The 21504-nt window shown below is 74.1% G+C and carries 19 protein-coding genes; 6 read left to right on the top strand and 13 right to left on the bottom strand.

Going from position 1 to position 21504, the window contains the following annotated elements; translation table 11 throughout:
* The first annotated feature begins 2 nt into the window (after nucleotides 1–2).
* A complete protein-coding gene (locus ENKNEFLB_RS06045; RefSeq protein ID WP_246535863.1) occupies nucleotides 3–629 on the top strand; it encodes an ATP-binding protein in 627 nt (208 codons plus the stop codon).
* Nucleotides 626–1162, top strand: a complete 537-nt coding sequence (locus tag ENKNEFLB_RS06040; protein WP_214058371.1) for a hypothetical protein — start codon at nucleotides 626–628, stop codon at nucleotides 1160–1162. The genes ENKNEFLB_RS06045 and ENKNEFLB_RS06040 overlap by 4 nt, the downstream gene beginning before the upstream one ends.
* 117 nt (nucleotides 1163–1279) lie before the next feature.
* Here ENKNEFLB_RS06040 and ENKNEFLB_RS06035 read toward each other — a convergent pair whose 3' ends face one another.
* A complete protein-coding gene (locus ENKNEFLB_RS06035; protein WP_246535862.1) occupies nucleotides 1280–2410 on the bottom strand; it encodes an adenosine deaminase in 1131 nt (376 codons plus the stop codon).
* A 55-nt stretch (nucleotides 2411–2465) separates the two neighbouring features.
* Between ENKNEFLB_RS06035 and ENKNEFLB_RS06030 the strand changes: the two genes are divergently transcribed.
* Nucleotides 2466–2921 carry a MaoC family dehydratase gene (locus tag ENKNEFLB_RS06030; RefSeq protein ID WP_214058369.1) on the top strand — a complete coding sequence of 152 codons (456 nt, stop codon included), beginning with the start codon at nucleotides 2466–2468 and terminating at the stop codon, nucleotides 2919–2921.
* Nucleotides 2922–3441: 520 nt separating this feature from the next.
* On the opposite strand, the gene ENKNEFLB_RS06025 is transcribed toward ENKNEFLB_RS06030, so the two are convergent.
* Nucleotides 3442–4362, bottom strand: coding sequence for a quinone oxidoreductase family protein (locus ENKNEFLB_RS06025; protein ID WP_246535861.1), 921 nt, complete (start codon nucleotides 4360–4362; stop codon nucleotides 3442–3444).
* A gap of 74 nt (nucleotides 4363–4436) precedes the next feature.
* On the opposite strand from ENKNEFLB_RS06025, the gene ENKNEFLB_RS06020 reads away from it, so the two are divergent.
* Nucleotides 4437–4748: an EthD family reductase gene (locus tag ENKNEFLB_RS06020; RefSeq protein WP_160005702.1), complete on the top strand. Its 312-nt coding sequence runs from the start codon at nucleotides 4437–4439 to the stop codon at nucleotides 4746–4748.
* 17 nt (nucleotides 4749–4765) lie between these two features.
* On the opposite strand, the gene ENKNEFLB_RS06015 is transcribed toward ENKNEFLB_RS06020, so the two are convergent.
* The 11 genes from ENKNEFLB_RS06015 to ENKNEFLB_RS05965 form a co-directional block, all read right to left on the bottom strand.
* The gene (locus tag ENKNEFLB_RS06015) at nucleotides 4766–6058 is read right to left on the bottom strand and encodes a thymidine phosphorylase (RefSeq protein WP_214058367.1); all 1293 of its coding nucleotides are present in this window, start codon (nucleotides 6056–6058) and stop codon (nucleotides 4766–4768) included.
* On the bottom strand, nucleotides 6055–7263 hold the full coding sequence (locus ENKNEFLB_RS06010) for a cytochrome P450 (protein WP_214058366.1): 1209 nt from the start codon (nucleotides 7261–7263) through the stop codon (nucleotides 6055–6057). The genes ENKNEFLB_RS06015 and ENKNEFLB_RS06010 overlap by 4 nt, the downstream gene beginning before the upstream one ends.
* Nucleotides 7235–7642 carry a cytidine deaminase gene (locus ENKNEFLB_RS06005; RefSeq protein ID WP_214058365.1) on the bottom strand — a complete coding sequence of 136 codons (408 nt, stop codon included), beginning with the start codon at nucleotides 7640–7642 and terminating at the stop codon, nucleotides 7235–7237. Before ENKNEFLB_RS06005 ends, ENKNEFLB_RS06010 begins: the two co-directional genes overlap by 29 nt.
* Complete coding sequence (locus tag ENKNEFLB_RS06000; RefSeq protein ID WP_214058364.1) at nucleotides 7639–8916, bottom strand: ABC transporter permease; 1278 nt, start codon at nucleotides 8914–8916, stop codon at nucleotides 7639–7641. The genes ENKNEFLB_RS06005 and ENKNEFLB_RS06000 overlap by 4 nt, the downstream gene beginning before the upstream one ends.
* Complete coding sequence (locus ENKNEFLB_RS05995; RefSeq protein WP_214058363.1) at nucleotides 8913–10046, bottom strand: ABC transporter permease; 1134 nt, start codon at nucleotides 10044–10046, stop codon at nucleotides 8913–8915. Before ENKNEFLB_RS05995 ends, ENKNEFLB_RS06000 begins: the two co-directional genes overlap by 4 nt.
* Nucleotides 10043–11587, bottom strand: a complete 1545-nt coding sequence (locus ENKNEFLB_RS05990; RefSeq protein ID WP_214058362.1) for an ABC transporter ATP-binding protein — start codon at nucleotides 11585–11587, stop codon at nucleotides 10043–10045. The genes ENKNEFLB_RS05995 and ENKNEFLB_RS05990 overlap by 4 nt, the downstream gene beginning before the upstream one ends.
* 188 nt (nucleotides 11588–11775) lie before the next feature.
* Nucleotides 11776–12831: a BMP family lipoprotein gene (locus ENKNEFLB_RS05985; RefSeq protein WP_214058361.1), complete on the bottom strand. Its 1056-nt coding sequence runs from the start codon at nucleotides 12829–12831 to the stop codon at nucleotides 11776–11778.
* A 168-nt stretch (nucleotides 12832–12999) separates the two neighbouring features.
* On the bottom strand, nucleotides 13000–14223 hold the full coding sequence (locus ENKNEFLB_RS05980) for an amidohydrolase (RefSeq protein ID WP_214058360.1): 1224 nt from the start codon (nucleotides 14221–14223) through the stop codon (nucleotides 13000–13002).
* An 11-nt stretch (nucleotides 14224–14234) separates the two neighbouring features.
* Nucleotides 14235–15239: a methylmalonyl Co-A mutase-associated GTPase MeaB gene (gene meaB, locus ENKNEFLB_RS05975; RefSeq protein WP_214058359.1), complete on the bottom strand. Its 1005-nt coding sequence runs from the start codon at nucleotides 15237–15239 to the stop codon at nucleotides 14235–14237.
* 31 nt (nucleotides 15240–15270) lie between these two features.
* On the bottom strand, nucleotides 15271–17466 hold the full coding sequence (gene scpA / locus ENKNEFLB_RS05970) for a methylmalonyl-CoA mutase (RefSeq protein WP_214058358.1): 2196 nt from the start codon (nucleotides 17464–17466) through the stop codon (nucleotides 15271–15273).
* Nucleotides 17463–19247 carry a methylmalonyl-CoA mutase family protein gene (locus ENKNEFLB_RS05965; protein ID WP_214058357.1) on the bottom strand — a complete coding sequence of 595 codons (1785 nt, stop codon included), beginning with the start codon at nucleotides 19245–19247 and terminating at the stop codon, nucleotides 17463–17465. The genes scpA and ENKNEFLB_RS05965 overlap by 4 nt, the downstream gene beginning before the upstream one ends.
* 418 nt (nucleotides 19248–19665) lie before the next feature.
* On the opposite strand from ENKNEFLB_RS05965, the gene ENKNEFLB_RS05960 reads away from it, so the two are divergent.
* On the top strand, nucleotides 19666–20745 hold the full coding sequence (locus tag ENKNEFLB_RS05960; protein ID WP_214058356.1) for a glycosyltransferase: 1080 nt from the start codon (nucleotides 19666–19668) through the stop codon (nucleotides 20743–20745).
* 51 nt (nucleotides 20746–20796) lie between these two features.
* Nucleotides 20797–21501, top strand: a complete 705-nt coding sequence (locus ENKNEFLB_RS05955) for a succinate dehydrogenase cytochrome b subunit (protein ID WP_214058355.1) — start codon at nucleotides 20797–20799, stop codon at nucleotides 21499–21501.
* The last annotated feature ends 3 nt before the right edge of the window (nucleotides 21502–21504 follow it).

Here is a 21504-nt window from a genome sequence, read left to right as displayed (position 1 = left end):
CCGTGCCCTCCTCCCCCGGCGGGCCGGCACCCGCCCGCCACGCCCGCGTGATCGTGCTGGCCGGCCCGTCCGGGGCCGGCAAGTCGCGCCTGGCCGAGCGCAGCGGTCTGCCCGTCCTGCGCCTCGACGACTTCTACCGCTCCGCGGGCGACCCCGCGCTGCCGCTGATCACCGACGGGCCCAACGCCGGGCTCGTCGACTGGGACCATCCCGACTCCTGGCTGCCCGACGACGCCCTCGCCGCGATGGAGCTGCTCTGCGCGACCGGGCGTGCGGAGGCGCCGGTCTACGACATCGGCCGGAGCGCGCGGACCGGCAGCCACGTGCTCGACCTCGCGGGGTCGCCGCTCTTCGTCGCCGAGGGCATCTTCGCCGCCGACGTCGTGGCGGCCTGCCGTGAGCGCGGGCTGCTGGCCGCGGCGTACTGCGTCACCCAGCGCCCGACGGTCACCTTCGCCCGGCGCCTCCAGCGCGACCTGCGGGAACGGCGCAAGCCCCCGCTGGTGCTGCTGCGCCGCGGCCTGGCGCTGCGGCGCGACCAGCGCCGGGTGGTGGACCACGCGGTGGCCGCCGGCTGCGAGCCGCTGACCGGCGACCAGGGCCTGCGCCGCATCCGCGCGATGTCGTGAACCTGCCGGACGACGACCCGGTGGTCGGGGAGCGATCGCCGGCGAGCGTCCCGAGACCCCTCGTGCAGCCCGACCAGCGCAGCTGCGGGGCCGCCTGCCTGGTGGTGGCCCGGGGCCTGGCCGAGCCGGCGTACGGACGCAGCCTGCGTGACCCGGGGCACTGGCGCACCGAGGTGCTGCGGACCCACGCCGAGGTGACCGGCGTCCGCGACCGCGGCCGTCCCGGCGTGCCCTGGCCGCGGGCGCTCGGGACCCCGCCGTGGGCGGTGGCGCGACGACTGGGTGCGGCGGGGCGCCGGTGGCGCACGGCGCGTCCCGACCTCGCCCGGGTCGCCTCGGTGGTCCGGGCCGGCCGACCCGTCCCGCTGTTCGTCGGCTCCCGGCTCCTCCCCCGCCACGTCCTGCTGGCCGTGGAGGACGGCCCGGACGGCCTCCGGGTCTACGACCCCGCGCGCGGCACCGTGCGCCCGCTGGCCGTCGCACTGGCCACCGGGTGGCCGCGGCTGTGGTGCGCGGTCCTGCCCCGCTCGTAGCCGGAAGGAACGAAGTCGGCCCGGCCACGTCTCACGAACGGCTGACCTGGGCGGACGTGACCGGTGCGCTCCACGGCCGGCAGTTCGTTCCTTCCGGCGACGACCGCCCGGCCCGGATCAGCAGCCGAGCGCGGCGTACCCGGGCTTGATCACCTCGTCGATGATCTCCAGCCGCTCGTCGAAGGGCAGGAACGCCGACTTCATGGCGTTGATCGTCACCCAGCGGAGGTCGGTCAGGCCCCAGCCGAAGGCCTCGACGAGCGCCAGCATCTCGGCGCTCATCGAGGTGTCGCTCATCAGCCGGTTGTCGGTGTTGACGGTGACCCGGAAGCGCAGATCGCGCAGCAGCCCGATCGGGTGCTCGGCGATCGAGGCCGCCGCGCCGGTCTGCACGTTGGAGGCCGGGCAGAGCTCGAGCGGGATGCGGGTGTCGCGGACGTACGCCGCGAGCCGCCCCAGGCGGACCGACCCGTCCTCGCCGACCTCGACGTCGTCCACGATCCGCACGCCGTGCCCCAGCCGGTCGGCGCCGCACCACTGGATCGCCTCCCAGATCGACGGCAGCCCGAAGGCCTCGCCGGCGTGGATGGTGAAGTGCGACGACTCGCGCTGGAGGTACTCGAAGGCGTCCAGGTGGCGGGTCGGGGGGAACCCGGCCTCGGCGCCGGCGATGTCGAAGCCGGCGACCCCGCGGTCGCGCCAGGCCACGGCGAGCTCGGCGATCTCCATCGAGCGCGCCTGGTGGCGCATCGCGGTGAGCAGCTGGCGTACGACGATCCGACCGCCCGCGGCCGCCACCGCCCCGACGCCCTCGTCGAAGCCCTGCTGCACCGCGGCGACGACGTCGTCCAGGGACAGGCCCTGCTCGACGTGCTGCTCGGGGGCGTAGCGGACCTCGGCGTAGACGACGCCGTCGGTGGCCAGGTCCTCGACGCACTCGCGCGCCACCCGGGCCAGCGCCTCCGGCGTCTGCATCACCGCGACGGTGTGCACGAACGTCTCCAGGTAGCGCTCCAGCGAGCCGGAGTCGGCTGACTCCCGGAACCACCGCCCGAGCGCGTCCGGGTCGGCCACCGCCCCCGGCACGGGCAGCTCGTGCCCGATCTCCGCGGCCAGCTCGGCGACCGTGGCGGGGCGCAGCCCACCGTCGAGGTGGTCGTGCAGGAGGACCTTGGGCGCTCGGCGCACCTGGTCCGGGGTGGGGACGTCGGGCGCGGCTTCGATAGGTTCGGCGGAGAGGGCGGTCACACTCTCATCCAACCACCGGGCACCGTCCCGGTCGGCCGCCGGGGAGGACCCACACATGCGCACGTTCACGTCGTTCGACGAGGTCACCGCCGCTGCCGGCGAGGAGCTGGGCTCCAGCGACTGGATCACGATCGAGCAGGACCGGGTCGACCAGTTCGCCGACGCCACCGGGGACCACCAGTGGATCCACGTCGACGCCGAGCGCGCCGCCGACGGCCCGTTCGGCGGCACCATCGCCCACGGCTACCTGACCCTGTCGCTGGTGCCGTGGCTGGGCAGCCAGGTCTTCAGCTTCGACACCCCGGGCGCCAAGCTCAACTACGGCGTCAACAAGGTCCGCTTCCCGAACCCGCTGCGGGTCGGCAAGCGGATCCGGATCCACTCCACGCTCGGCGAGGTCACCGACCTCCCCGCCGGCAAGCAGTGCACCGTCCGCAACACGATCGAGATCGAGGGCGAGGACAAGCCGGCCTGCGTCGCCGAGTCCGTGGTGCTGCTGCTCGAGGGCTGAGCGCACCCGGTGTCCGACTGGTGGCTGGTGACGGGACGGTCCGCGGTCCGAGACCTCTGGGTCTCCCTGACGTGGCCGGACAAGCCCACGTACGGGCCGTGGCTGCTGCCCGACGGCCGGGACATCGTCGACCTGGTTGCCACGGGTCGGCTCGACCAGCTCGGGTTCCGCATCTGGTACGAGCAGATGGAGGGCTGCCGTGCTCCGTTGCGTCGCAACGACGTCCTTCACTGCGGCGGTCTGCAGGTCAAGGTCGTCTCGACACGGTTCGTCGAGGCGCTCCACGACCTGGGGGTCACCGGCCTCAGCACCTACGAGGCGGACGTCGTGCTGCGGTCCGGTGAGTCGCTCTCGGGCTACGTCGGCCTCGTAGAGCCGACCGACCCGGCGGCGGAGGTGCACCCCTACCTTCCCGGGGACTGTCGCCGCGGCCCGAGGTCCGACCGGACGCTGCCTCACGTTCGTGTGGGTGAACGGCCCCTCAGCCCACACGAACGTGGGGCAGCGTCCGGAGGACCGGTCAGGGCAGCAGCGCGAGCTTCCCGCCGGGGTGGCCGGCCTGCAGGAGTCGGGCGGCGTCCAGCGCGTCCGCCAAGGGGTACGTGCGGGCGACCGGCACCACGAGGCGCCCGTCGCCGGCCTGCGCGAGCAGGTCGGCGCGGACGGCGTCGCGGAAGGTCTTGCTGGCCGGCATCGTGCCGCCGATGACGCGGATCCCGTCGGCCTCGGCGCGGTGCTGGGCGGCGATGGTGACGATCCGGTCCCGGTCGGCGACGAGCTCCAGGGAGGTCTCGACGGCCTCGTCGGTGCCCACGCAGTCCAGCGCCGCCACGACGCCGTCGGGGGCCAGGGCGCGCACGCGGTCGGCCAGCCCGGGGCCATACGCCACCGGCACGCCGCCGAAGCGCTCCACCTCGCCGGCGCGGGCCTCGGAGGCGGTGCCGACCACCCGGACCCCCAGCGCCGCGGCCTGCTGAAGCAGGCTGACCCCGACCGCGCCGGAGGCGCCGTGCGCGAGGACGGTCTCCCCCGCCGCGCAGCCGGTGACGTGGAGCATCTCGGCCGCCGTCGCGCCGGCCAGGAGCAGGTTGGCGGCCTCGGCCCAGCCCAGGCCGGCCGGCTTGGCCAGCACGTCGGCGGCCGCCACGGTGAGCGAGGTGGCCCAGCCGCCCTGCACCCGGAACGCCACGACCTCGTCGCCGACGGCGCCGCCGCCGGTGGCGATCTCGGTGTCCAGGCCGAGCGCGGTCAGCACGCCGGCGACCTCGTACCCGACCCCGCGCGGGAACTCGCCCCCGCGCGCCACGTGCTTGTGGTCGGCCGGGTTCACCCCGGCCGCTCGCACCTCGATCGTCACCTCGCCGGGACCGGGCGCCGGCACCTCGACCTCCTCGAACGACAGCACGTCGAGGTCGCCGGGACGGGTCGCGATCCACTGCATGGCCATGTCCGCCCCAACCGCACCTGCCCGGTCGGGCATTCCCCTGCGGCCCCGGATGGGGCAGGGTCGGTCCCATGACCTACCAGCTCGTCGTCATCTACCACCACCCCACCGACGCGGACGCCTTCGACCGCCACTACGCCGAGACCCACGCCCCGCTCGCGAGCACGCTGCCGGGCCTGCGGTCCTACACGACCGTCTCGCCCGACCCGGGCGCCGACGGCACCCGCGCCGAGCACCTGATCGCGACGCTCACCTTCGACGACGCCCAGGCCTTCCAGGCCGCGATGGGCAGCGAGGCCGGGCAGGCCGCCGTGGGCGACCTGGCGAACTTCGCCAGCGGCGGCGCCACGATCGTCAGCGGTGGGGTCACCACGATCGTCTGAGGCTCAGCGAGGCGGCGTCAGCCGACCCGGTCGATGACCAGCGGGCCGGGCTCGTACGCCGTCCCGGCCGGCGCCACGTCGTACCCGCCCTCGAGCGCGGCGAGCGCCCGGTCGAAGCGGGCCGGCTCGTCGGTCAGCAGCGTCATCAGCGGCTGTCCGGCGCGCACGGCGTCGCCCGGGCGGGCGTGCCACCGGACGCCGGCACCGGCCTGCACCGGGTCCTCCTTGCGGGCGCGGCCGGCGCCCAGGCGCCAGGCGGCGGTCCCGACGGCCATCGCGTCCAGGCGGGTCAGGACGCCGTCGGCCGGGGCGGTCACCACGTGCGACTCCCGCGCGACCGGCAGCGCTGCGTCGGGGTCGCCGCCCTGGGCACCGATCATCGCCCGCCAGCAGTCCATGGCCGAGCCGTCCGCCAGCCTGTCCGCGGGGTCGACGTCGGTACGCCCGGCAGCGGCGAGCATCTCCCGGGCCAGGGCGACGGTCAACTCGACGACGTCGGCGGGGCCGCCGCCGGCGAGGACCTCGACGGACTCCTCCACCTCGATCGCGTTGCCGGCGGTCAGCCCGAGCGGGGTGCTCATCTCGGTCAGCAGCGCCACGGTGGTCACGCCGGCGTCGGTCCCGAGGGCGACCATGGTCTCCGCGAGCTCGCGGGCCCGCGCGGGGGTCTTCATGAAGGCGCCGGTGCCGACCTTGACGTCGAGCACCAGCGAGCCGGTGCCCTCGGCGATCTTCTTGCTCATGATGGAGGAGGCGATCAGCGGGATCGCCTCGACGGTGCCGGTGACGTCGCGCAGCGCGTACAGCTTCTTGTCGGCGGGGGCGAGGCCGTCGCCGGCCGCGCAGATCACGGCGCCGACGTCCTCGAGCTGGCGCAGCATCGCCTCGGTGGACAACCCGGCGCGCCAGCCGGGGATCGACTCGAGCTTGTCGAGCGTGCCGCCGGTGTGGCCCAGCCCGCGGCCGGACAGCTGCGGCACGGCGACGCCGCAGGCGGCGACCAGCGGCGCCAGCGGGAGCGTGATCTTGTCGCCGACGCCACCGGTGGAGTGCTTGTCGGCGGTCGGGCGCGACAGCGAGGAGAAGTCCATCCGCTCGCCCGAGGCGATCATCGCCGCGGTCCAGCGCGCGATCTCCTCGCGCTCCATGCCGTTGAGCAGGATCGCCATCGCCAGGGCGGACATCTGCTCGTCGGCGACGGCGCCCCGGGTGTAGGCGTCGACCACCCAGTCGACCTGGCTGTCGGAGAGACGCCCCCCGTCCCGCTTGGCGGTGATGACCTCGACGGCGTCGTGCTGCTCGTGACTCACGCCGGGAACCTATCGTCGGACCCGCCGCCGTCGTGCACCCGCACCTGCTCGTAGCCGCGGAGCACGAACGTGGGACGGCGTACGGGCTCCCCCGCCAGCGCCAGGCCGGGCAGCCGGGTGGCCAGCAGGGCCACCGACTCGGCCAGCTCCATCCGCGCCAGCGGGGCACCCAGGCAGAAGTGGACCCCGGCGCCGAAGGACACGTGCGGGTTGGGGTCGCGGGTGGGGTCCATGACGTCGGCGTCGGCGAAGACCGCCGGGTCCCGGTTGGCCGAGCCGAGCAGGAGCGCGACCGTGCCGCCCTGCGGGACGACCTGGCCGCCGGCCAGCTCGACCTCGGTGGTGGCGGTGCGCTCGAAGAGCTGCAGGGCGGCGTCGTGGCGCAGCATCTCCTCGACCGCGGTCGGGGCCGCCTCCGCCGCGACCGGCCAGCGCCCGGCCCGCAGCAGGCCGACCAGGCCGTTGCCGAAGACGTTCACCGACGCCTCGTGGCCGGCGTTGAGCAGCAGCACCGCGGAGGCGACGACCTCGTCGGCCGAGAGCTCGGTGGCGGCCAGGTCGCTGACCAGGTCGTCGGCCGGGTGTCGTCGTCTCAGGTCGGCCAGGTCGCGGACCAGGGCTGCGAAGTCGGCGGCCGCCGCCACCGCGGCGCTGACGACCTCCGGCGACGGGGAGGTCTCGTACATCCGCACGATGGCCTGCGACCAGGCGCGCAGGTCGGGGGCGTGGGAGGCCGGCACGCCGAGGAGCTCGGCGATGACCAGGACCGGGAGCGGCTCGGCGTACTCCCCCACGACGTCGAACCCGGCGTCCGTCGCGGCCGCGCCGGCCACCTCGTCGAGCAGCCCCGCGGCGAGCTCCCGCACCCGGGGGCGCAGCCGCTCGACGTGCCCGCGGTTGAAGGCGGCCGCAACCGGGCGCCGCAGCCGGGTGTGGTCGGGCGGCTCGTTCTCCATCATCTGGTGCCGGTGCAGCAGGTTGAACGGCGCCAGCGCGTCGGCCGGCTCCCGGTCGCGCCAGACCCGCCCGAGCCGCCGGTCCCTCAGCGCCCGGCCGACGCCGGCGTGGTCGAGGACCAGCCAGCGCCCGGTCGGCTCGTGCTGGAGCACCGGGCCCTGCGCGCGCAGCGCGGCGAGGACGGGGTACGGGTCGGCGAGGAAGCCCGGGTCGGTGAGGTCAGCCGAGGTCGTCGGGACCGAACGCATCCGGCAGCACCTCGTCCATCCGCTTGACCCCCGAGACCGTCTGCAGCAGCAGGCCCGGCCCGCCGTTCTCCGAGAGCAGCTGGCGGCAGCGCCCGCAGGGCATGATCACCTCGCCCTCGCCGTCGACGCACACGAAGTGGGTCAGCCGCCCGCCGCCGCCCCGGTGCAGGTCGCTGACCAGCCCGCACTCGGCGCACAGCGCCACGCCGTACGCCGCGTTCTCGACGTTGCAGCCCGACACCACGCGGCCGTCGGCGACCAGTGCCGCCGCACCGACCCGGTAGCCGGAGTACGGCGCGTAGGCGTGCGTCATGGCCTCGCGGGCCTCGGCGCGCAGGGCCTCCCAGTCGAAGTCGAGGGCCTCGCCGGGCCCGCTCATCCGGCGCTGCCCTTGCGGTAGACCTGTCCGTCGGCCGCGGGCATCCGCAACCGTTGGCTGGCGAAGGCGAGCACCAGCAGCGTGATGACGTACGGCGTCATCCGGGTGAAGTCGCCCGGCACCTGGTCGATGGAGAGGTAGATCGCGCCGATCGCGGCCCCGATCACGAAGACGACCGTCGCGGTGGTGAAGTTGGTGCGGCGCACCTGCCAGATCGCGAACGCGATCGCCAGCAGCGAGACGAGCAGCAGCAGCGCACGCACCGAGGTGCCGCCCTGGCGCAGCCCGAGGGTCTCGGTGTAGCCGAACAACCCGGAGCCGGCGAGCAGGCCGCCGGGACGCCAGTTGCCGAAGATCATCGCGGCCAGGCCGATGTAGCCGCGTCCGCCGGTCTGGCCCTCGCGGTAGTTGCTCGAGGCGACCATGGCCAGGAACCCGCCGGCGAGGCCGGCCAGCCCGCCGGAGATCAGCACCGCGGTGAACTTGTAGCGCATCACCGCCACGCCCAGGGACTCCGCGGCGGCCGGGCTCTCGCCGCACGAGCGCAGGCGCAGCCCGAAGGCGGTGCGCCACAGCACGACGTAGGACAGGACGACCAGGGCCAGCGAGATGAGCACCAGCACGGACAGGTTCGTGACCAGGGCGCGGGCGATCGCGGCGATCTCGGAGACGAAGAACCAGTTGTTGTCCTCGACCTCCCCCAGCCGGTCGCCCAGCGCCGGGAAGGAGATCGTCGGGACGTTGCCGATCTTGGGCGACTGCGTCGGACCACCGCCCTCGACGCCGGTGAAGGTCAGCGCGGCGAGGTACTGCACCGCGCCGAGCGCGATGATGTTGATCGCGACGCCGGAGATGATGTGGTCGACGCCGAACACGACGGTGGCCAGCGCGTGCACGAGGCCGCCGACCATGCCGAGGGCCACCGACCCGGCCACGCCGATCCAGGGCCCGTAGGTGAACGCGAAGAACCCGGCCCCGAAGGTGCCGAGGATCATCATCCCCTCGAGCCCGATGTTGACCACGCCCGCGCGCTCGGCCCACAGCCCGCCCAGCGCGGCCAGCATGATCGGCATGGTCGCGATCAGGGTGGCCCCGACGGTGCCGGCCGAGGTCAGGTCGTCGGCGCCGGTGACCCGCTCCAGGAGCGAGAGCAGGGCGATGAAGCCCACGATGCCCAGGAGCCACCAGTACGCCGGGCGCAGCCGGCGGCCGCGGGTCGACGCCGGGGCGGGCGCCGGTGCGGGCGTGGCGGCGGGGTCGGTCACGACGCTCATGCGCGGGTCTCCTGGTCCTGGGTCTCGGCGGGGCCCGCGGGCTCCGCCGGTTCGGCGGGGCGCTCGGCCCTCGCCACGCGGCTCTGCTCGCGGCGGGTGAGGAAGCGTCGGACCACCTCGTAGGAGATGACGACGGTCAGCACGATGACGCCCTGCGTGATCGCCACGATCTCCGGGGAGACGCCGACCAGGATCTGCAGCGGGTTGGACTGCTCCTCCAGGAAGGCGAACAGCAGCGCGGCCAGCGCGATCCCGACCGGGTTGTTGCGGCCCAGCAGGGCGATCGCGATGCCGGCGAAGCCGAGCCCGGACTGGAAGGTCGAGCCGTAGCTGTAGGCCTCGCCGAACAGGATCGGCAGGCCGACCAGGCCGGCCACGGCACCCGAGAGCATCATCGTGATGATGGTCATCCGGCGCACGTTGATCCCGCTGGCCACGGCGGCGGTCGTCGACTGCCCGGTCGCGCGCAGGTCGAAGCCGAAGCGGGTGCGGCTCATCACGAACCAGTACGCCACCCCGGCCAGGACCGCGAGCACCACGAAGCCGTAGATCTCGACCCCGGGGCCGGAGCCGGCCAGCGGGATCGAGCCGATCCGGCTGCCCTCGGGGATCTCCTTGGTGCCGATCGTGTTGCTGCCCTCCTCGCGGACCGCGGCCTCGCGCAGGAGGTAGGCCACGACGCTGGTGGAGATGAAGTTCAGCATGATCGTGGAGATCACCTCGCTGACGCCGCGGGTCGCACGCAGCACGCCGGCGATGCCGGCCCACAGGGCACCGACCGCCATCGCGCAGACGATCGCCAGCGCGGTGTTGAGGTAGCCCGGCAGCCAGGCCTCGCCGGCCACGACCGCGCCGACGAAGGCGGCGATCCGGTACTGGCCGTCGACGCCGATGTTGAACAGGTTCATCCGGAACGCGACCGCGACGGCCAGGCCGGAGAGGTAGAGCACGCAGGCCTGGTTGATGATGTTGGCGAGGTTGCGGGTCTCGGGGACCTGGAGGATCTCCGACCACACCTCCCCGACGGGGTCACCGGCGCTGATCAGCACGAGGCTGGTGATCACGAAGGCGGCGACCAGGGCGAGCAGCGGCGCGAGGAGTCCAAGGAGGGCGCGCAGGACCCGGCTCATGCCGCGCTCCCGGCGCCGGTCATGGCGGAGCCGAGCTGCTGCGGCGTCACGCGGGCCGGGTCGAACTCGCCGACCAGGCGGCCGCGCAGGACGACCTCGATCCGGTCCGACAGCCCGATCAGCTCGTCGAGGTCGGCCGAGATCAGCAGCACCGACAGGCCCTCGGCGCGGGCCTCGCGGATGTGGTTCCAGATGGCGGCCTGCGCGCCGACGTCGACGCCCCGGGTCGGGTGGGCGGCGATCAGCAGGATCGGGTCGCCGCTCATCTCCCGGCCCACGATCAGCTTCTGCTGGTTGCCGCCGGACAGCGCCCGCGCCGGCACGTCGGTGCCCGGCGTCCGCACGTCGTAGGCGTCGATGATCCGCTGGGTGTCGGCGCGGGCCGCACCCCGCTTGATCAGCCGGCCCGACGCGCTCGGCGGGCGGGACTGGTGGCCCAGCACGCGGTTCTCCCACAGCGGGGAGTCGAGCAGCAGCCCGTGCCGGTGGCGGTCCTCGGGGATGTAGCCGATCCCGGCTTCGCGTCGTCGGAGCGTGGACATCGGCGCGAGGTCCTGGTCGGTGAGCTCGATCGAGCCGGTGGCGCCGGGGCGCATGCCCATGATCGCCTCGACCAGCTCGGCCTGGCCGTTGCCCTCGACCCCGGCGATGCCGAGGATCTCTCCGCGGCGGATCTGGAAGGTGATGTCGTCGAGCAGGGCGCGGCCTGCCGCGTCGTGCAGGCTCAGCCCGGTCACGGCGAGCTGGACGCGCGTCGAGGTCACCTTCTCCGAGACCCCGGGGGACGGCAGCTCGGAGCCGACCATCAGCTCGGCCAGCTGGCGCGAGGTGACGTCGGCGGGGAGCACCGTGCGGACGGTCGTGCCTCGCCGGATGACGGTGATCTCGTCGGCCACCGACAGGACCTCGTCGAGCTTGTGCGAGATGAACAGGACCGCCAGGCCCTCCCTCTTCAGCTCCCGCAGGTTGTCGAAGAGCTCGTCGACCTCCTGGGGGACCAGCACCGCCGTCGGCTCGTCGAGGATGATCGTGCGCGCGCCGCGGAAGAGGACCTTGAGGATCTCGACCCGCTGCCGGGCGCCGACGCCGAGGTCCTCGACCAGGGCGTCGGGGTCGACGCCGAGGCCGTAGGCGTCGGAGATCCGGCGCACCTCGGCGCGTGCCTTGCGGCCGATGCCGTGCTGCTTCTCGGCGCCGAGGACGACGTTCTCGAGCACCGTCAGGTTGTCGGCCAGCATGAAGTGCTGGAAGACCATGCCGACCCCGGCCTTGATCGCGTCGGCCGGGGAGGACAGCTTGACCTGCGACCCGTCGATCTCGATCGTCCCGGAGTCGGGCGGCTGGACGCCGTAGAGGATCTTCATCAGCGTCGACTTGCCGGCGCCGTTCTCCCCGACGACCGCGTGGATGGTCCCCCGGCGCACGTCGATGTTGACGTCGTCGTTGGCGATCACCCCCGGGAAGCGCTTGCCGATGCCGCGCAGGCGCACCGCGAGCGGCGCTCGCGGGTCGCCGGGGGCGGTGCTGGACGTCTCGGTCACGACGGCGTGGACCTCCTGGGCCGGTGGGACGGGTGGTGCAGGTGGAGCAGCGGGCGGGTCGAGCGGTGCGAGGCTACGTCACCGCGATGACGTCCTGCGCCTCCGGGACGCGGCACGGGGCCGCGGGCGCGAGCGCCCGCGACCCCGGTCGCGTGGTGGGTGGTGCTGCGTGGAGACGACCGGTCCCGTCAGGGTGCGGTCGGGACCTCGATCTCACCGTCGATGATCTGCTGCTTGTACTCGTCGAGCTGGTCGGCGATGTCGTCGACCTGACCGCCGGACGTGGAGTAGCCCACGCCGTCGACCGCGAGGTCGTAGCGGGTGATGCCCGAGGGGAAGTCACCCTCGTTGACGGCGGCGAGGTACTCGTAGACCGCGACGTCGACGTTCTTCAGCATCGAGGTCATGATCACGTCCTGCACGGACGGGTCGGCCGTCTCGTACTGGTCGGAGTCCACACCGATCGCGAGGCCGTCCGACTCCGAGGCCGCCTCGAACACGCCGCCGCCGGAGCCGCCGGCCGCGTGGTAGACGATGTCGGCGCCGTTGTCGAACATGCCCTCGGCCGCGGTCTTGCCGCGGGCTGGGTCGGCGAAGCCGGAGAAGTCCGGGACCTGGGTCAGGTAGGTGGTCTGGACCTCGATGTCGGGGTTGACCGCCTCGGCGCCGGCGACGTAGCCGGCCTCGAACTTCTGGATGAGCGGGGTCTCCACGCCGCCGATGAAGCCGACGTTGTCCGTCTCGGTCTTCAGGGCCGCGGCCGCGCCGACCAGGAAGGAGCCCTGCTCCTCGGCGAAGACCAGGTTGGCGACGTTGTCGGCCTCGACGGTCTCGCTGTCGATGATGGCGAAGTTGGAGTCGGGGTACTCCTCGGCCACCTTGGCCACCGCGGCCTCGTAGGCGAAGCCGACGGCGATGACCGGGTCGTAGCCGGCCTCGACGAAGGTGCGCAGGCGCTCCTCGCGGGCGGACTCGGACTCGCCGTCCTCGGCAGCCGACTCCTGCGGGTCGAGGTCGAACTCCTCGTCGGCCCGGTCGAGACCGGCCGCCGCGGAGTCGTTGAAGGACTGGTCGCCACGGCCGCCCACGTCGTAGGCGAGCCCGACCTTGAGGCCGGAGCCCGACCCGCCGTCGCTGTCGGATCCCCCGTCGGAGGCGGTGTCGTCACCGCCACCGCCGCACGCGGTCAGGGCCAGGATGCTGGCGGAGAAAAGGGCTGCCAGCGTGGTGCTGCTGCGTCGCAAGACGCCTCCTCGGTCGATGAGTCGGCACGTCCCCGGTCGACGACGGCCACCGGGAACCCTAAAGGGTGTGGATGCCGCCGAGGACCGCGCGCGCCAATCGTTACCGAGGCGGAACACGACGGACACGGGTCCGGGACGGAGGTCCCGGACGGGGTCCCGGCCCCGGTCTCAGACGAGGGTCGGGTCACCCTCGAGGTGGGCTCGCAGCGCGGTCTGGGCCATCAGCCGCGCCCCGACCCCGACGGCGCGCTCGTCGACGCGCAGGTTGCCCTGGTGCAGGTCGTAGGTGGGCCCGCCCGGGGTACGGGTGCCCAGGCGCATCATCGCGCCCGGCACCTCGTCGAGGTACCAGCCGAAGTCCTCGCCGCCCATGCTCTGCCCGGCCACCACCCGGCCCTCCTCGCCCAGCACGTCCGAGACCGCCGCCGACAGCACGTGGTTGGCGCGCGGGTCGTTGACCACGGGCGGCACGCCGCGCAGGTAGTCGACCTGGGCGGTGACGCCGTACGGCGCGACCACGTCGCGCACCGCGTCGCGCACGATCTGCTCGCAGCCGGCCCAGGCCTCGGCGTCGAGGATCCGGACCGTGCCCGAGACCCGGCCGCGGTCGGGGATGACGTTGGGCGCGGAGCCGGCGGCGACCACGCCCCACACCACGCTGACCCCCGAGCGCGGGTCCATCCGCCGCGACAGCACCGCGGGGAGCTCGGTCGTCACCTTGGCGAGCGCGAAGACGAGGTCGCCGGTGAGGTGCGGGCGCGAGGTGTGGCCGCCGGGGCCCTCGAGACGGACCTCGACCTTGTCGGCGGCGCTGGTCAGCGGGCCGAGCCGCAGCCCGACCTGGCCGAGGTCGACCGCCGGGTCGCAGTGCAGGGCGAAGACCTGCTCGACGTCCTCGAGCACGCCCTGGCCGATCAGGTCCAGCGCTCCCCCGGGCATCACCTCCTCGGCCGGCTGGAAGAACAGCCGGACCCGCCCGGGCAGCAGGTCGCGGGCGTGGACCTCGTCGAGGGCCAGCGCGGCGCCCAGCAGGGCGGTGGTGTGCACGTCGTGGCCGCAGGCGTGCGCCACGCCCGGGACGGTGCTGGCCCACGGGTCGGTCGTGACGTCCTCGAGGGGCAGGGCGTCCATGTCCGCGCGCAGCGCCACGACGGGGCCCTCGGCACCGAGGTCGGCGACCAGGCCGGAGCCCGGCAGCAGCCGGACCTGCCACCCGGTGCGGGCGAGCCGGTCGGCGACCAGGGAGGTGGTGCGCTGCTCGTGCCGGGAGAGCTCCGGGTGGGCGTGCAGGTCCCGGCGCAGGTCGCGCAGCTCGTCGTCGTACTTGTGGACCACGTCCGCGACGAGGTGGGCGAGGTGGGCGAGGTGGGCCGGATCGGCGGGCAGCGGCATAGACGGCCAGGTTACCGCCGCGCGCCGACCCCTTCGTCGTACGCCGCCAGGATCCGGTCTGCGGCGACCGTCGCCGGCAGGCTCCCGTCGAGGACCTCGGCGCGGACCTCGTCGCGCACCGCGCGCACCCCGGCGGAGTGCCGCAGCCGCTGGTCGAGCTCGTCGCGCACCAGTGCCCAGGTGAAGTCCAGCTGCTGCCCGGCACGCTTGGCGGCGAGCCCGTCGGCGCCCAGGAAGTCACGGTGGGCGTGCACGCGCTCCCACAGGTCGTCGACCCCGACGTCGTGCAGCCCCGAGCAGGTCACCACCGGCGGCGCCCACTCGCCGTGGCCGCGCACGAAGCGCAGCGCACCGGCCAGCTCGCGGGCCGCGGCCCGGGCCTCGCCCTCGCGGTCGCCGTCGGCCTTGTTGACCGCGATCACGTCGGCGATCTCCAGGATGCCCTTCTTGATGCCCTGCAGCTGGTCCCCGGTGCGGGCCAGGGTGAGGAAGAGGAACGTGTCGACCATCCCGGCCACGGTCACCTCGGACTGGCCGACGCCGACCGTCTCGACGAGCACCACGTCGTACGCCGCCGCCTCCAGCACCGCCATCGCCTGGACCGTGGCCCGGGCGACGCCGCCGAGCGTCCCGGCCGCGGGCGAGGGCCGGATGTAGGCGTCGCGGTTGACCGCGAGGTGCGGCATCCGGGTCTTGTCCCCCAGCACCGACCCGCCGGTACGGACGCTGGAGGGGTCGACGGCCAGCACCCCGACGCGGTGGCCGCCGGCGGTGAGCCGGGCACCGAGGGCCTCGATAAAGGTGGACTTGCCGACGCCGGGCACCCCGGAGACGCCGACCCGGACCGCCGGGCTGGTGACCCCGGCGCCCTCGCGGTCGGTCAGCGCGGTCATCAGGTCCCGCGCCTGCTCACGGTGCGCGGGGCGCGAGGACTCCACCAGCGTGATCGCCTGCGACACCTGGGCGCGGCGCCCCGCCAGGACGCCGTCGACCAGCTCGTCGACCTGCGGCCTCACGCCGCGCTCACCACGCCACGACGCACGCGCGTCAGTGCCCGAGCTGCTCGCGCAGGCGCGCCAGCAGGTCGAGCGCCGACTCGGCGATCACGGTGCCGGGCAGGAAGACCGCGGCCGCGCCCATCTCGCGCAGGCGCGCGACGTCGTCGGGCGGGATCACGCCACCGATCACGATCATCACGTCGGGACGGCCCTGCTCGCTCAGCGCCTCCTTGAGCGCCGGCAGCAGCGCGAGGTGCCCGGCGGCCAGCGAGGAGACGCCCACGATGTGCACGTCGGCGTCGACGGCCTGCTGGGCGACCTCCTCCGGCGTGGAGAACAGCGGCCCCACGTCGACGTCGAAGCCCATGTCGGCGAAGGCGGAGACGACGACCTTCTGACCGCGGTCGTGGCCGTCCTGGCCCATCTTGGCCACCAGGATCCGCGGGCGGCGGCCCTCGGCCTCGTCGAACTCGGCGGTCGCGTCGAGGACCTGCTGGACCAGCGTCGAGCCCTCCCCGGAGCCGTCGCCGGCCGACTCGTCGCGGAACACGCCGCTGATCGTACGGATGGTCGCCTGGTGCCGGCCGTACACCTTCTCGAGGGCGTCCGAGATCTCCCCCACGGTGGCCTTGGCCCGGGCGGCGTCGACGGCCAGGGCCAGCAGGTTGCCGTCCATCGAGCCGTTCTCGGGCCCCTGGTCGGCGGCGTTGGTGAGCGCCTCGAGCGTGCGGCGCACGTCGTCGTCGTGCCGCTCCTCGCGCAGCCGCTCCAGCTTGGCGATCTGCTGGCGGTAGACGTCGTCGTTGTCGACGCGGAGCACGTCGAGCTGGTCCTCCTCGGCCAGGCGGAAGGTGTTCACGCCGATCACCTTCTGGCGCCCGGAGTCGATCCGGGCCTGGGTGCGCGCGGCGGCCTCCTCGATGCGCATCTTCGGGATGCCCTGCTCGATCGCGGCGGCCATGCCACCGGCCTGCTCGGCCTCGGTGATGTGGGCCCAGGCGCGCTCGGCGAGGTCGTGGGTGAGGCGCTCGACGTAGTAGGAGCCGGCCCAGGGGTCGATCGTCCCGGTGGTGCCGGACTCCTGCTGGAGCAGCAGCTGGGTGTTGCGCGCGATCCGGGCCGAGAAGTCGCTGGGCAGCGCGATCGCCTCGTCCAGGGCGTTGGTGTGCAGCGACTGGGTGTGACCCTGCGTCGCGGCCATCGCCTCCAGGCAGGTGCGGCCGACGTTGTTGAAGACGTCCTGCGCCGTCAGGCTCCAGCCGGAGGTCTGCGAGTGGGTGCGCAGGCTCAGGGACTTGGGGTTCTGCGGCTCGAACTCGCGCACGAGGCGGGCCCACAGCGCCCGCGCGGCGCGGAGCTTGGCGACCTCCATGAAGAAGTTCATCCCGATCGCCCAGAAGAACGACAGCCGGGGCGCGAACCGGTCGACGTCCAGGCCGGCGTCCAGGCCGGCGCGGAGGTACTCCACGCCGTCGGCGAGCGTGTACGCCAGCTCCAGGTCGGCCGTGGCCCCGGCCTCCTGGATGTGGTAGCCGGAGATCGAGATGGAGTTGAAGCGCGGCATCTCCTCGGCGGTGTAGCGGAAGATGTCCGAGATGATCCGCATGCTCGGCGCCGGCGGGTAGATGTAGGTGTTGCGGACCATGAACTCCTTGAGGATGTCGTTCTGGATGGTCCCCGAGAGCTGGGCCGGTTTCACCCCCTGCTCCTCGGCCGCGGCGATGTAGAGCGCCATCACCGGCAGCACGGCGCCGTTCATCGTCATCGACACCGACATCTGGTCCAGCGGGATGCCGTCGAAGAGCTGGCGGGCGTCGTAGATCGAGTCGATGGCCACCCCGGCCATCCCGACGTCGCCGCGCACGCGCGGGTGGTCGGAGTCGTAACCGCGGTGCGTGGCCAGGTCGAAGGCGACCGAGAGGCCCTTCTGGCCGGCGGCCAGGTTGCGCCGGTAGAACGCGTTGGACGCCTCGGCGGTGGAGAACCCGGCGTACTGGCGCACCGTCCACGGCTGGGTCGTGTACATCGTCGGGTAGGGCCCGCGCAGGAACGGGCTCAGCCCGGGCCAGGTGCCCAGCGCGTCGAGGCCCTCGACGTCGGCGGCGGTGTAGCGCGGCTGGACGTCGATGTTCTCGGGCGCGGTCCAGGCGGCGGCACCGTCGGTCGTGGAGCGAGCGCCGGCGAGCGTCTCGAGACCGGAGGTCGTGGCCAGGGGAAGGCCGGCGAAGGAGTCGGGGACGCTCATGCGAGCACCTCTCTGGTCCGGGTGAGGAAGGCCAGCGCGTCGACGCCGACGGCGCAGGAGTCGTCGACCCCGAGGTCGCGGGGCCTGCCCGCGACCACGACGCGGGTGGCGCCGGCCTCGCGGAGCGCGGTCACGGCGGCGGCGCCCCAGTCGGCGTAGACGGGGTCGGCGCCGGCCAGGCAGGCGACCGGCTGGCCGTCGTAGGCCTCGAGCAGCGCCTCGACGCCGTCGGTCGCGCCGGCGGCGTCGACGCCGATGCCGCCGGCGGTGAGCAGGTTGGTGGCGAAGGTCGCCCGCGCGGTGTGCGAGGCGACCGGGCCGAGGGTGGCCAGGAAGACGCGGCCGGTCGCCGGCTCGTCGCGCAAGGCCTCGAAGGCGTGGCCCCAGGGGCGTACGCCGTCCCACGCGCCGTCGGGCTCCCGCTGCGGGAGCTCCTCGTCGACCGCGGGGAACTCGGTGAGGCCGGTGATCGGGCGGGCCCTCGTGGCGACCTGCTCGTCGCGCTCGGCGGCGGTGGCCGACACGAGGGCGTCCAGCTCGGCGTCGGGGTCGGCCGCGGCGTCGAGGCGACCGAGGACCTCCCAGGCGGCCGCGGCCAGGTCGTCGGTGAGGCGCTCGACGGCGTACGCACCACCGGCCGGGTCGGCGACCCGGGCGACGTGGCTCTCCGAGACGAGCAGGTGGCTGGTGTTGCGCGCGACCCGACGCCCCAGCGTCCCGGGGCGACCCAGCGGGCTGTCGAAGGGCAGCACGGTGACGGCCTCGGCCCCGCCGACCCCGGCCGAGAAGGCGGCGACGGTGGTGCGCAGGATGTTCACGTACGGGTCGTAGCGGCTCATCATCGGCCGGCTCGTCACGACGTGCTGGCGCTGGCCCGCGACCCGGGTCTGCTCGGAGGCGCCGCTGAGCTCCAGGACGCGGTCCCACAGGCGGCGGGCGGCCCGGAGCTTGGCGATGGTGGTCAGCTGCTCGTCGGTGGCGGCGAGCCGGTGCTCCACGAGCGAGGCGGCCTGGTCGACGTCGAGGCCGGCGCCGGTGAGCACCCGCAGCACCCGGGCGCCGAGCTGGAGCGACCGGCCGAGCTCCTGGGCGTCCGAGGCCCCGCGGTCGTGGGCGTCGGTCGCGTCGACGACCACGCCGAGCAGCCCGTGGTCGTGGGCCAGCCGGGCGACCGCGACGAGGTCGTCCTCGGCGGCGGTGGCGGTGACGCCGAGGTTGGTGCCGTCGGCCACGGTGACGCCGCGGTCGGCGGCGAGCGCAAGCAGCGCCGCGGCGGCGGCCACCGGGGCGGTCGGCGCGTCGAGGACGACCGGGGCCAGGTCGAGCAGCACGCCGTCGAGCAGCCGCACGAGGTCGGCGCCGTCGGGCAGGGTCAGCCACAGGGAGGTGACGCCGCCCTCGAGGTCGACCAGCAGCGTCTCGTTGGCCTCCTGCTCCTCGCCGGCCGCGAGGCGCAGGTGGGCGCGGACGTCCCACTCCCCCGTCCGCTGCGGCCGCCCGGAGGTGACGAGCCCGTCGAGGTCCTCCGGCGTGCCGAGCGGGGTGACGTCGACGCCGTCCAGGGTGCGCTGCGTGAGGCGCTCCCAGACCAGCGCGTCGGGGTCGTCGTCGGCCAGCCGCCGCGCCTTGCGCAGCACGGCCGCCGCGGCGGCCTCCCAGTCGGCACGGTCGGAGGTGTCGCCCTCGGCGGCCAGCGCCAGGGTCCCCTGCTCCGGCTCGAGCTCCTGCGGGTCGTCGAGCCCGCCGTCCACCGCTCCCGCGGCGCTGCCCTCGGAGGTCATGGCCGCAGACTAGGGCGGCGACGTGACGTCGGCCACCGAGTGTGAGGTTCCCGACCGTCCACCGGCGCCCGACGGCGCCCCGGCAGCCCGGCGGCGGCGGTCGCGCAGGGAGCGCAGCGACCCCGGTGGTCGAGGAGGGAGCGCAAGCGACCGTCTCGAGACCCGCACCCGCCGCCGGGACCGGCACGCCCCGACTCCCGCCCGCCGGTCGACGGGTCATCTGCGCGCACCAGGTGCACGTGGATCACCCCTCGACACCGGGCCTGGTCCGGAGACGCCCACCGGGACCGCTGCGCTCGCTCCTCGACCACCGAGCCGCCCCCTGCACGACCACCACCGAGAACCCGCAGCGGCGTCTTCACCCGCCGGCCACCTCGCGTGCGCGGGCCCGTCGCCGCGGCCGGGCAGGCTGCCACCCATGAGCCCCGCTCGCATCGCGATCGTGACCGAGTCCTTCTACCCCGCCGTGGACGCCACCACGACGACGCTGCGCGCGACCGTCGACCGGCTGGTCGACCGCGGGCACGAGCTGCTGGTGGTCGCGCCGGGGCCGGGGCTGGCGTCGTACCGCGGGGTCCGGGTGCACCGCGTCAGCACGCTGGAGAAGGTCGGCACCCAGGTGCGCGACGTGCTGGCCACCTTCGCCCCCGACGTCGTGCACCTGTCCTCCCCCGGCCGGCTCGGGCGCAAGGCCCTGAAGCACGCCCGGGCCCTGGACCTGCCGACGCTGGTGGTCGAGCACTCCCCGCTGCTGGACACCTCCGCCGACTACTGGCGCCGCAAGGTCGCCCACCGCGCCGACCGCGTGGTGGTGACCAGCCGCTGGATGCACGAGCGGGTCGCCGAGCTCGAGGTCGACGCCCCGGTCTGGGCGCCGGGCGTCGACACGGCCGCCTTCACCCCGGGCCTGCGCGACCAGTGGCTGCACGACTCCTGGGCCCGCGTGGGCTCCCGGGCCGGCGAGCAGGTCGTCGTCGGCTACGTCGGGGGGCTCGACAAGCGCCACGGCGTCCGCCACCTCGCCGCGCTGGCCGACCTCCCCGGCGTCCGCCCGGTCGTGATCGGCGACGGCCCGGAGCGCGGCTGGCTGGAGTCCCACCTGCCCGGGGCCAAGATGCTCGGCACGCTGCAGACCGGCGACCTCACCGTCGCGCTGCCCTCCCTCGACGTCCTGGTCCACCCCGGTGAGCACCAGACCTGCGGCCACGTGCTGCGCGAGGCCGCGGCCAGCGGCGTCCCCGTCGTCGCCCCCCGCAGCGGCGGGGCGCCCGAGGCCGTGCGCCACCTCGAGAGCGGGCTGCTCTACGACCCACGCTCGCGCCGCGGCCTGCTCGACGCCGTCGACGCGGTCGTCCGGGACCGCCGCCGGGCCCTGCTCGGCAGCCGCGCACGCGAGCTCGCCCTCGCCCGGACCTGGACCGCCGCGGTCGACGAGCTGCTCGACACGCACCTGCTGCCGCTGGTGCCCGCGCCGACGGGTTCCCGATCCCGGGCGTGACGCTCCCCACCCACCCCCTCACGGGCACGCCGACGGGGGTACCTTGGTCCTGTGGCTACAACGACGCGACCGCTGGTCAGGAGCGCCCGTGGTACGCGCTCGACGATCGCCCTCAAGCTGACCATGGCCCTCTCCGGCCTGATCTTCATCGGCTTCGTGCTGGCGCACATGTACGGCAACCTCAAGGCCTTCGCCGGTGAGACGTCGTTCAACGAGTACGCCGAGCACCTGCGCGAGATCGGCGAGCCGATCCTCCCCTACAGCGGCCTGCTGTGGATCCTGCGCCTGGGCCTGATCGCCGCACTGGTGGTCCACGTGACCGCCGCCGTGCTGCTGTGGCGCCGCGCCGCGAAGGCCCGCCCGGTGCAGTACGAGATGGTCCGCCGCGCCAGCTCCTCGATCTCCTCGCGCACCATGCGGTGGGGCGGGCTGACGATCCTCGTCTTCCTGGTCTGGCACCTGCTGAACTTCAGCATCGTCAAGATCAACCCCGCCGGCGGCGAGACCAACAACCCCTACGCCCTGCTCGTCGACACCTTCGGCGTGTGGTGGATGACCGTGATCTACCTGGTCGCGATGGCCGCCCTCGCCCTGCACCTGCACCACGGGACCTTCAGCTCGATGCAGACCCTCGGGCTGACCGGCACCGCCAAGGCACGCACCCGGGCCCGTACGGCCGGCTGGGTCCTCGCCGTGGTCGTCGCCGGCGGCTACTCGTTGGTCCCCCTCGGCGTGCTCCTCGGCCTGATCGAGTAGCAC

The organism is Nocardioides aquaticus (assembly GCF_018459925.1).
GTDB lineage: Bacteria > Actinomycetota > Actinomycetes > Propionibacteriales > Nocardioidaceae > Nocardioides > Nocardioides aquaticus.
The sequence above is the reverse complement of the archived record's forward strand: the minus strand, read 5'-3'. Positions and strand labels throughout refer to the sequence as shown.

Bases quoted from the DNA above. Each gene is read 5' to 3' on its own strand.
- ENKNEFLB_RS05965 (WP_214058357.1), bottom strand. From the start codon at position 19,247: ATGACCTCCGAGGGCAGCGCCGCGGGAGCGGTGGACGGCGGGCTCGAC.
- scpA (WP_214058358.1), bottom strand. From the start codon at position 17,466: ATGAGCGTCCCCGACTCCTTCGCCGGCCTTCCCCTGGCCACGACCTCC.
- ENKNEFLB_RS06030 (WP_214058369.1), top strand. From the start codon at position 2,466: ATGCGCACGTTCACGTCGTTCGACGAGGTCACCGCCGCTGCCGGCGAG.
- ENKNEFLB_RS05980 (WP_214058360.1), bottom strand. From the start codon at position 14,223: ATGCCGCTGCCCGCCGATCCGGCCCACCTCGCCCACCTCGCCCACCTC.
- ENKNEFLB_RS06025 (WP_246535861.1), bottom strand. From the start codon at position 4,362: ATGCAGTGGATCGCGACCCGTCCCGGCGACCTCGACGTGCTGTCGTTC.
- ENKNEFLB_RS05995 (WP_214058363.1), bottom strand. From the start codon at position 10,046: ATGAGCCGGGTCCTGCGCGCCCTCCTTGGACTCCTCGCGCCGCTGCTC.
- ENKNEFLB_RS05960 (WP_214058356.1), top strand. From the start codon at position 19,666: ATGAGCCCCGCTCGCATCGCGATCGTGACCGAGTCCTTCTACCCCGCC.
- ENKNEFLB_RS06000 (WP_214058364.1), bottom strand. From the start codon at position 8,916: ATGAGCGTCGTGACCGACCCCGCCGCCACGCCCGCACCGGCGCCCGCC.
- ENKNEFLB_RS06005 (WP_214058365.1), bottom strand. From the start codon at position 7,642: ATGAGCGGGCCCGGCGAGGCCCTCGACTTCGACTGGGAGGCCCTGCGC.
- ENKNEFLB_RS06020 (WP_160005702.1), top strand. From the start codon at position 4,437: ATGACCTACCAGCTCGTCGTCATCTACCACCACCCCACCGACGCGGAC.
- ENKNEFLB_RS06010 (WP_214058366.1), bottom strand. From the start codon at position 7,263: ATGCGTTCGGTCCCGACGACCTCGGCTGACCTCACCGACCCGGGCTTC.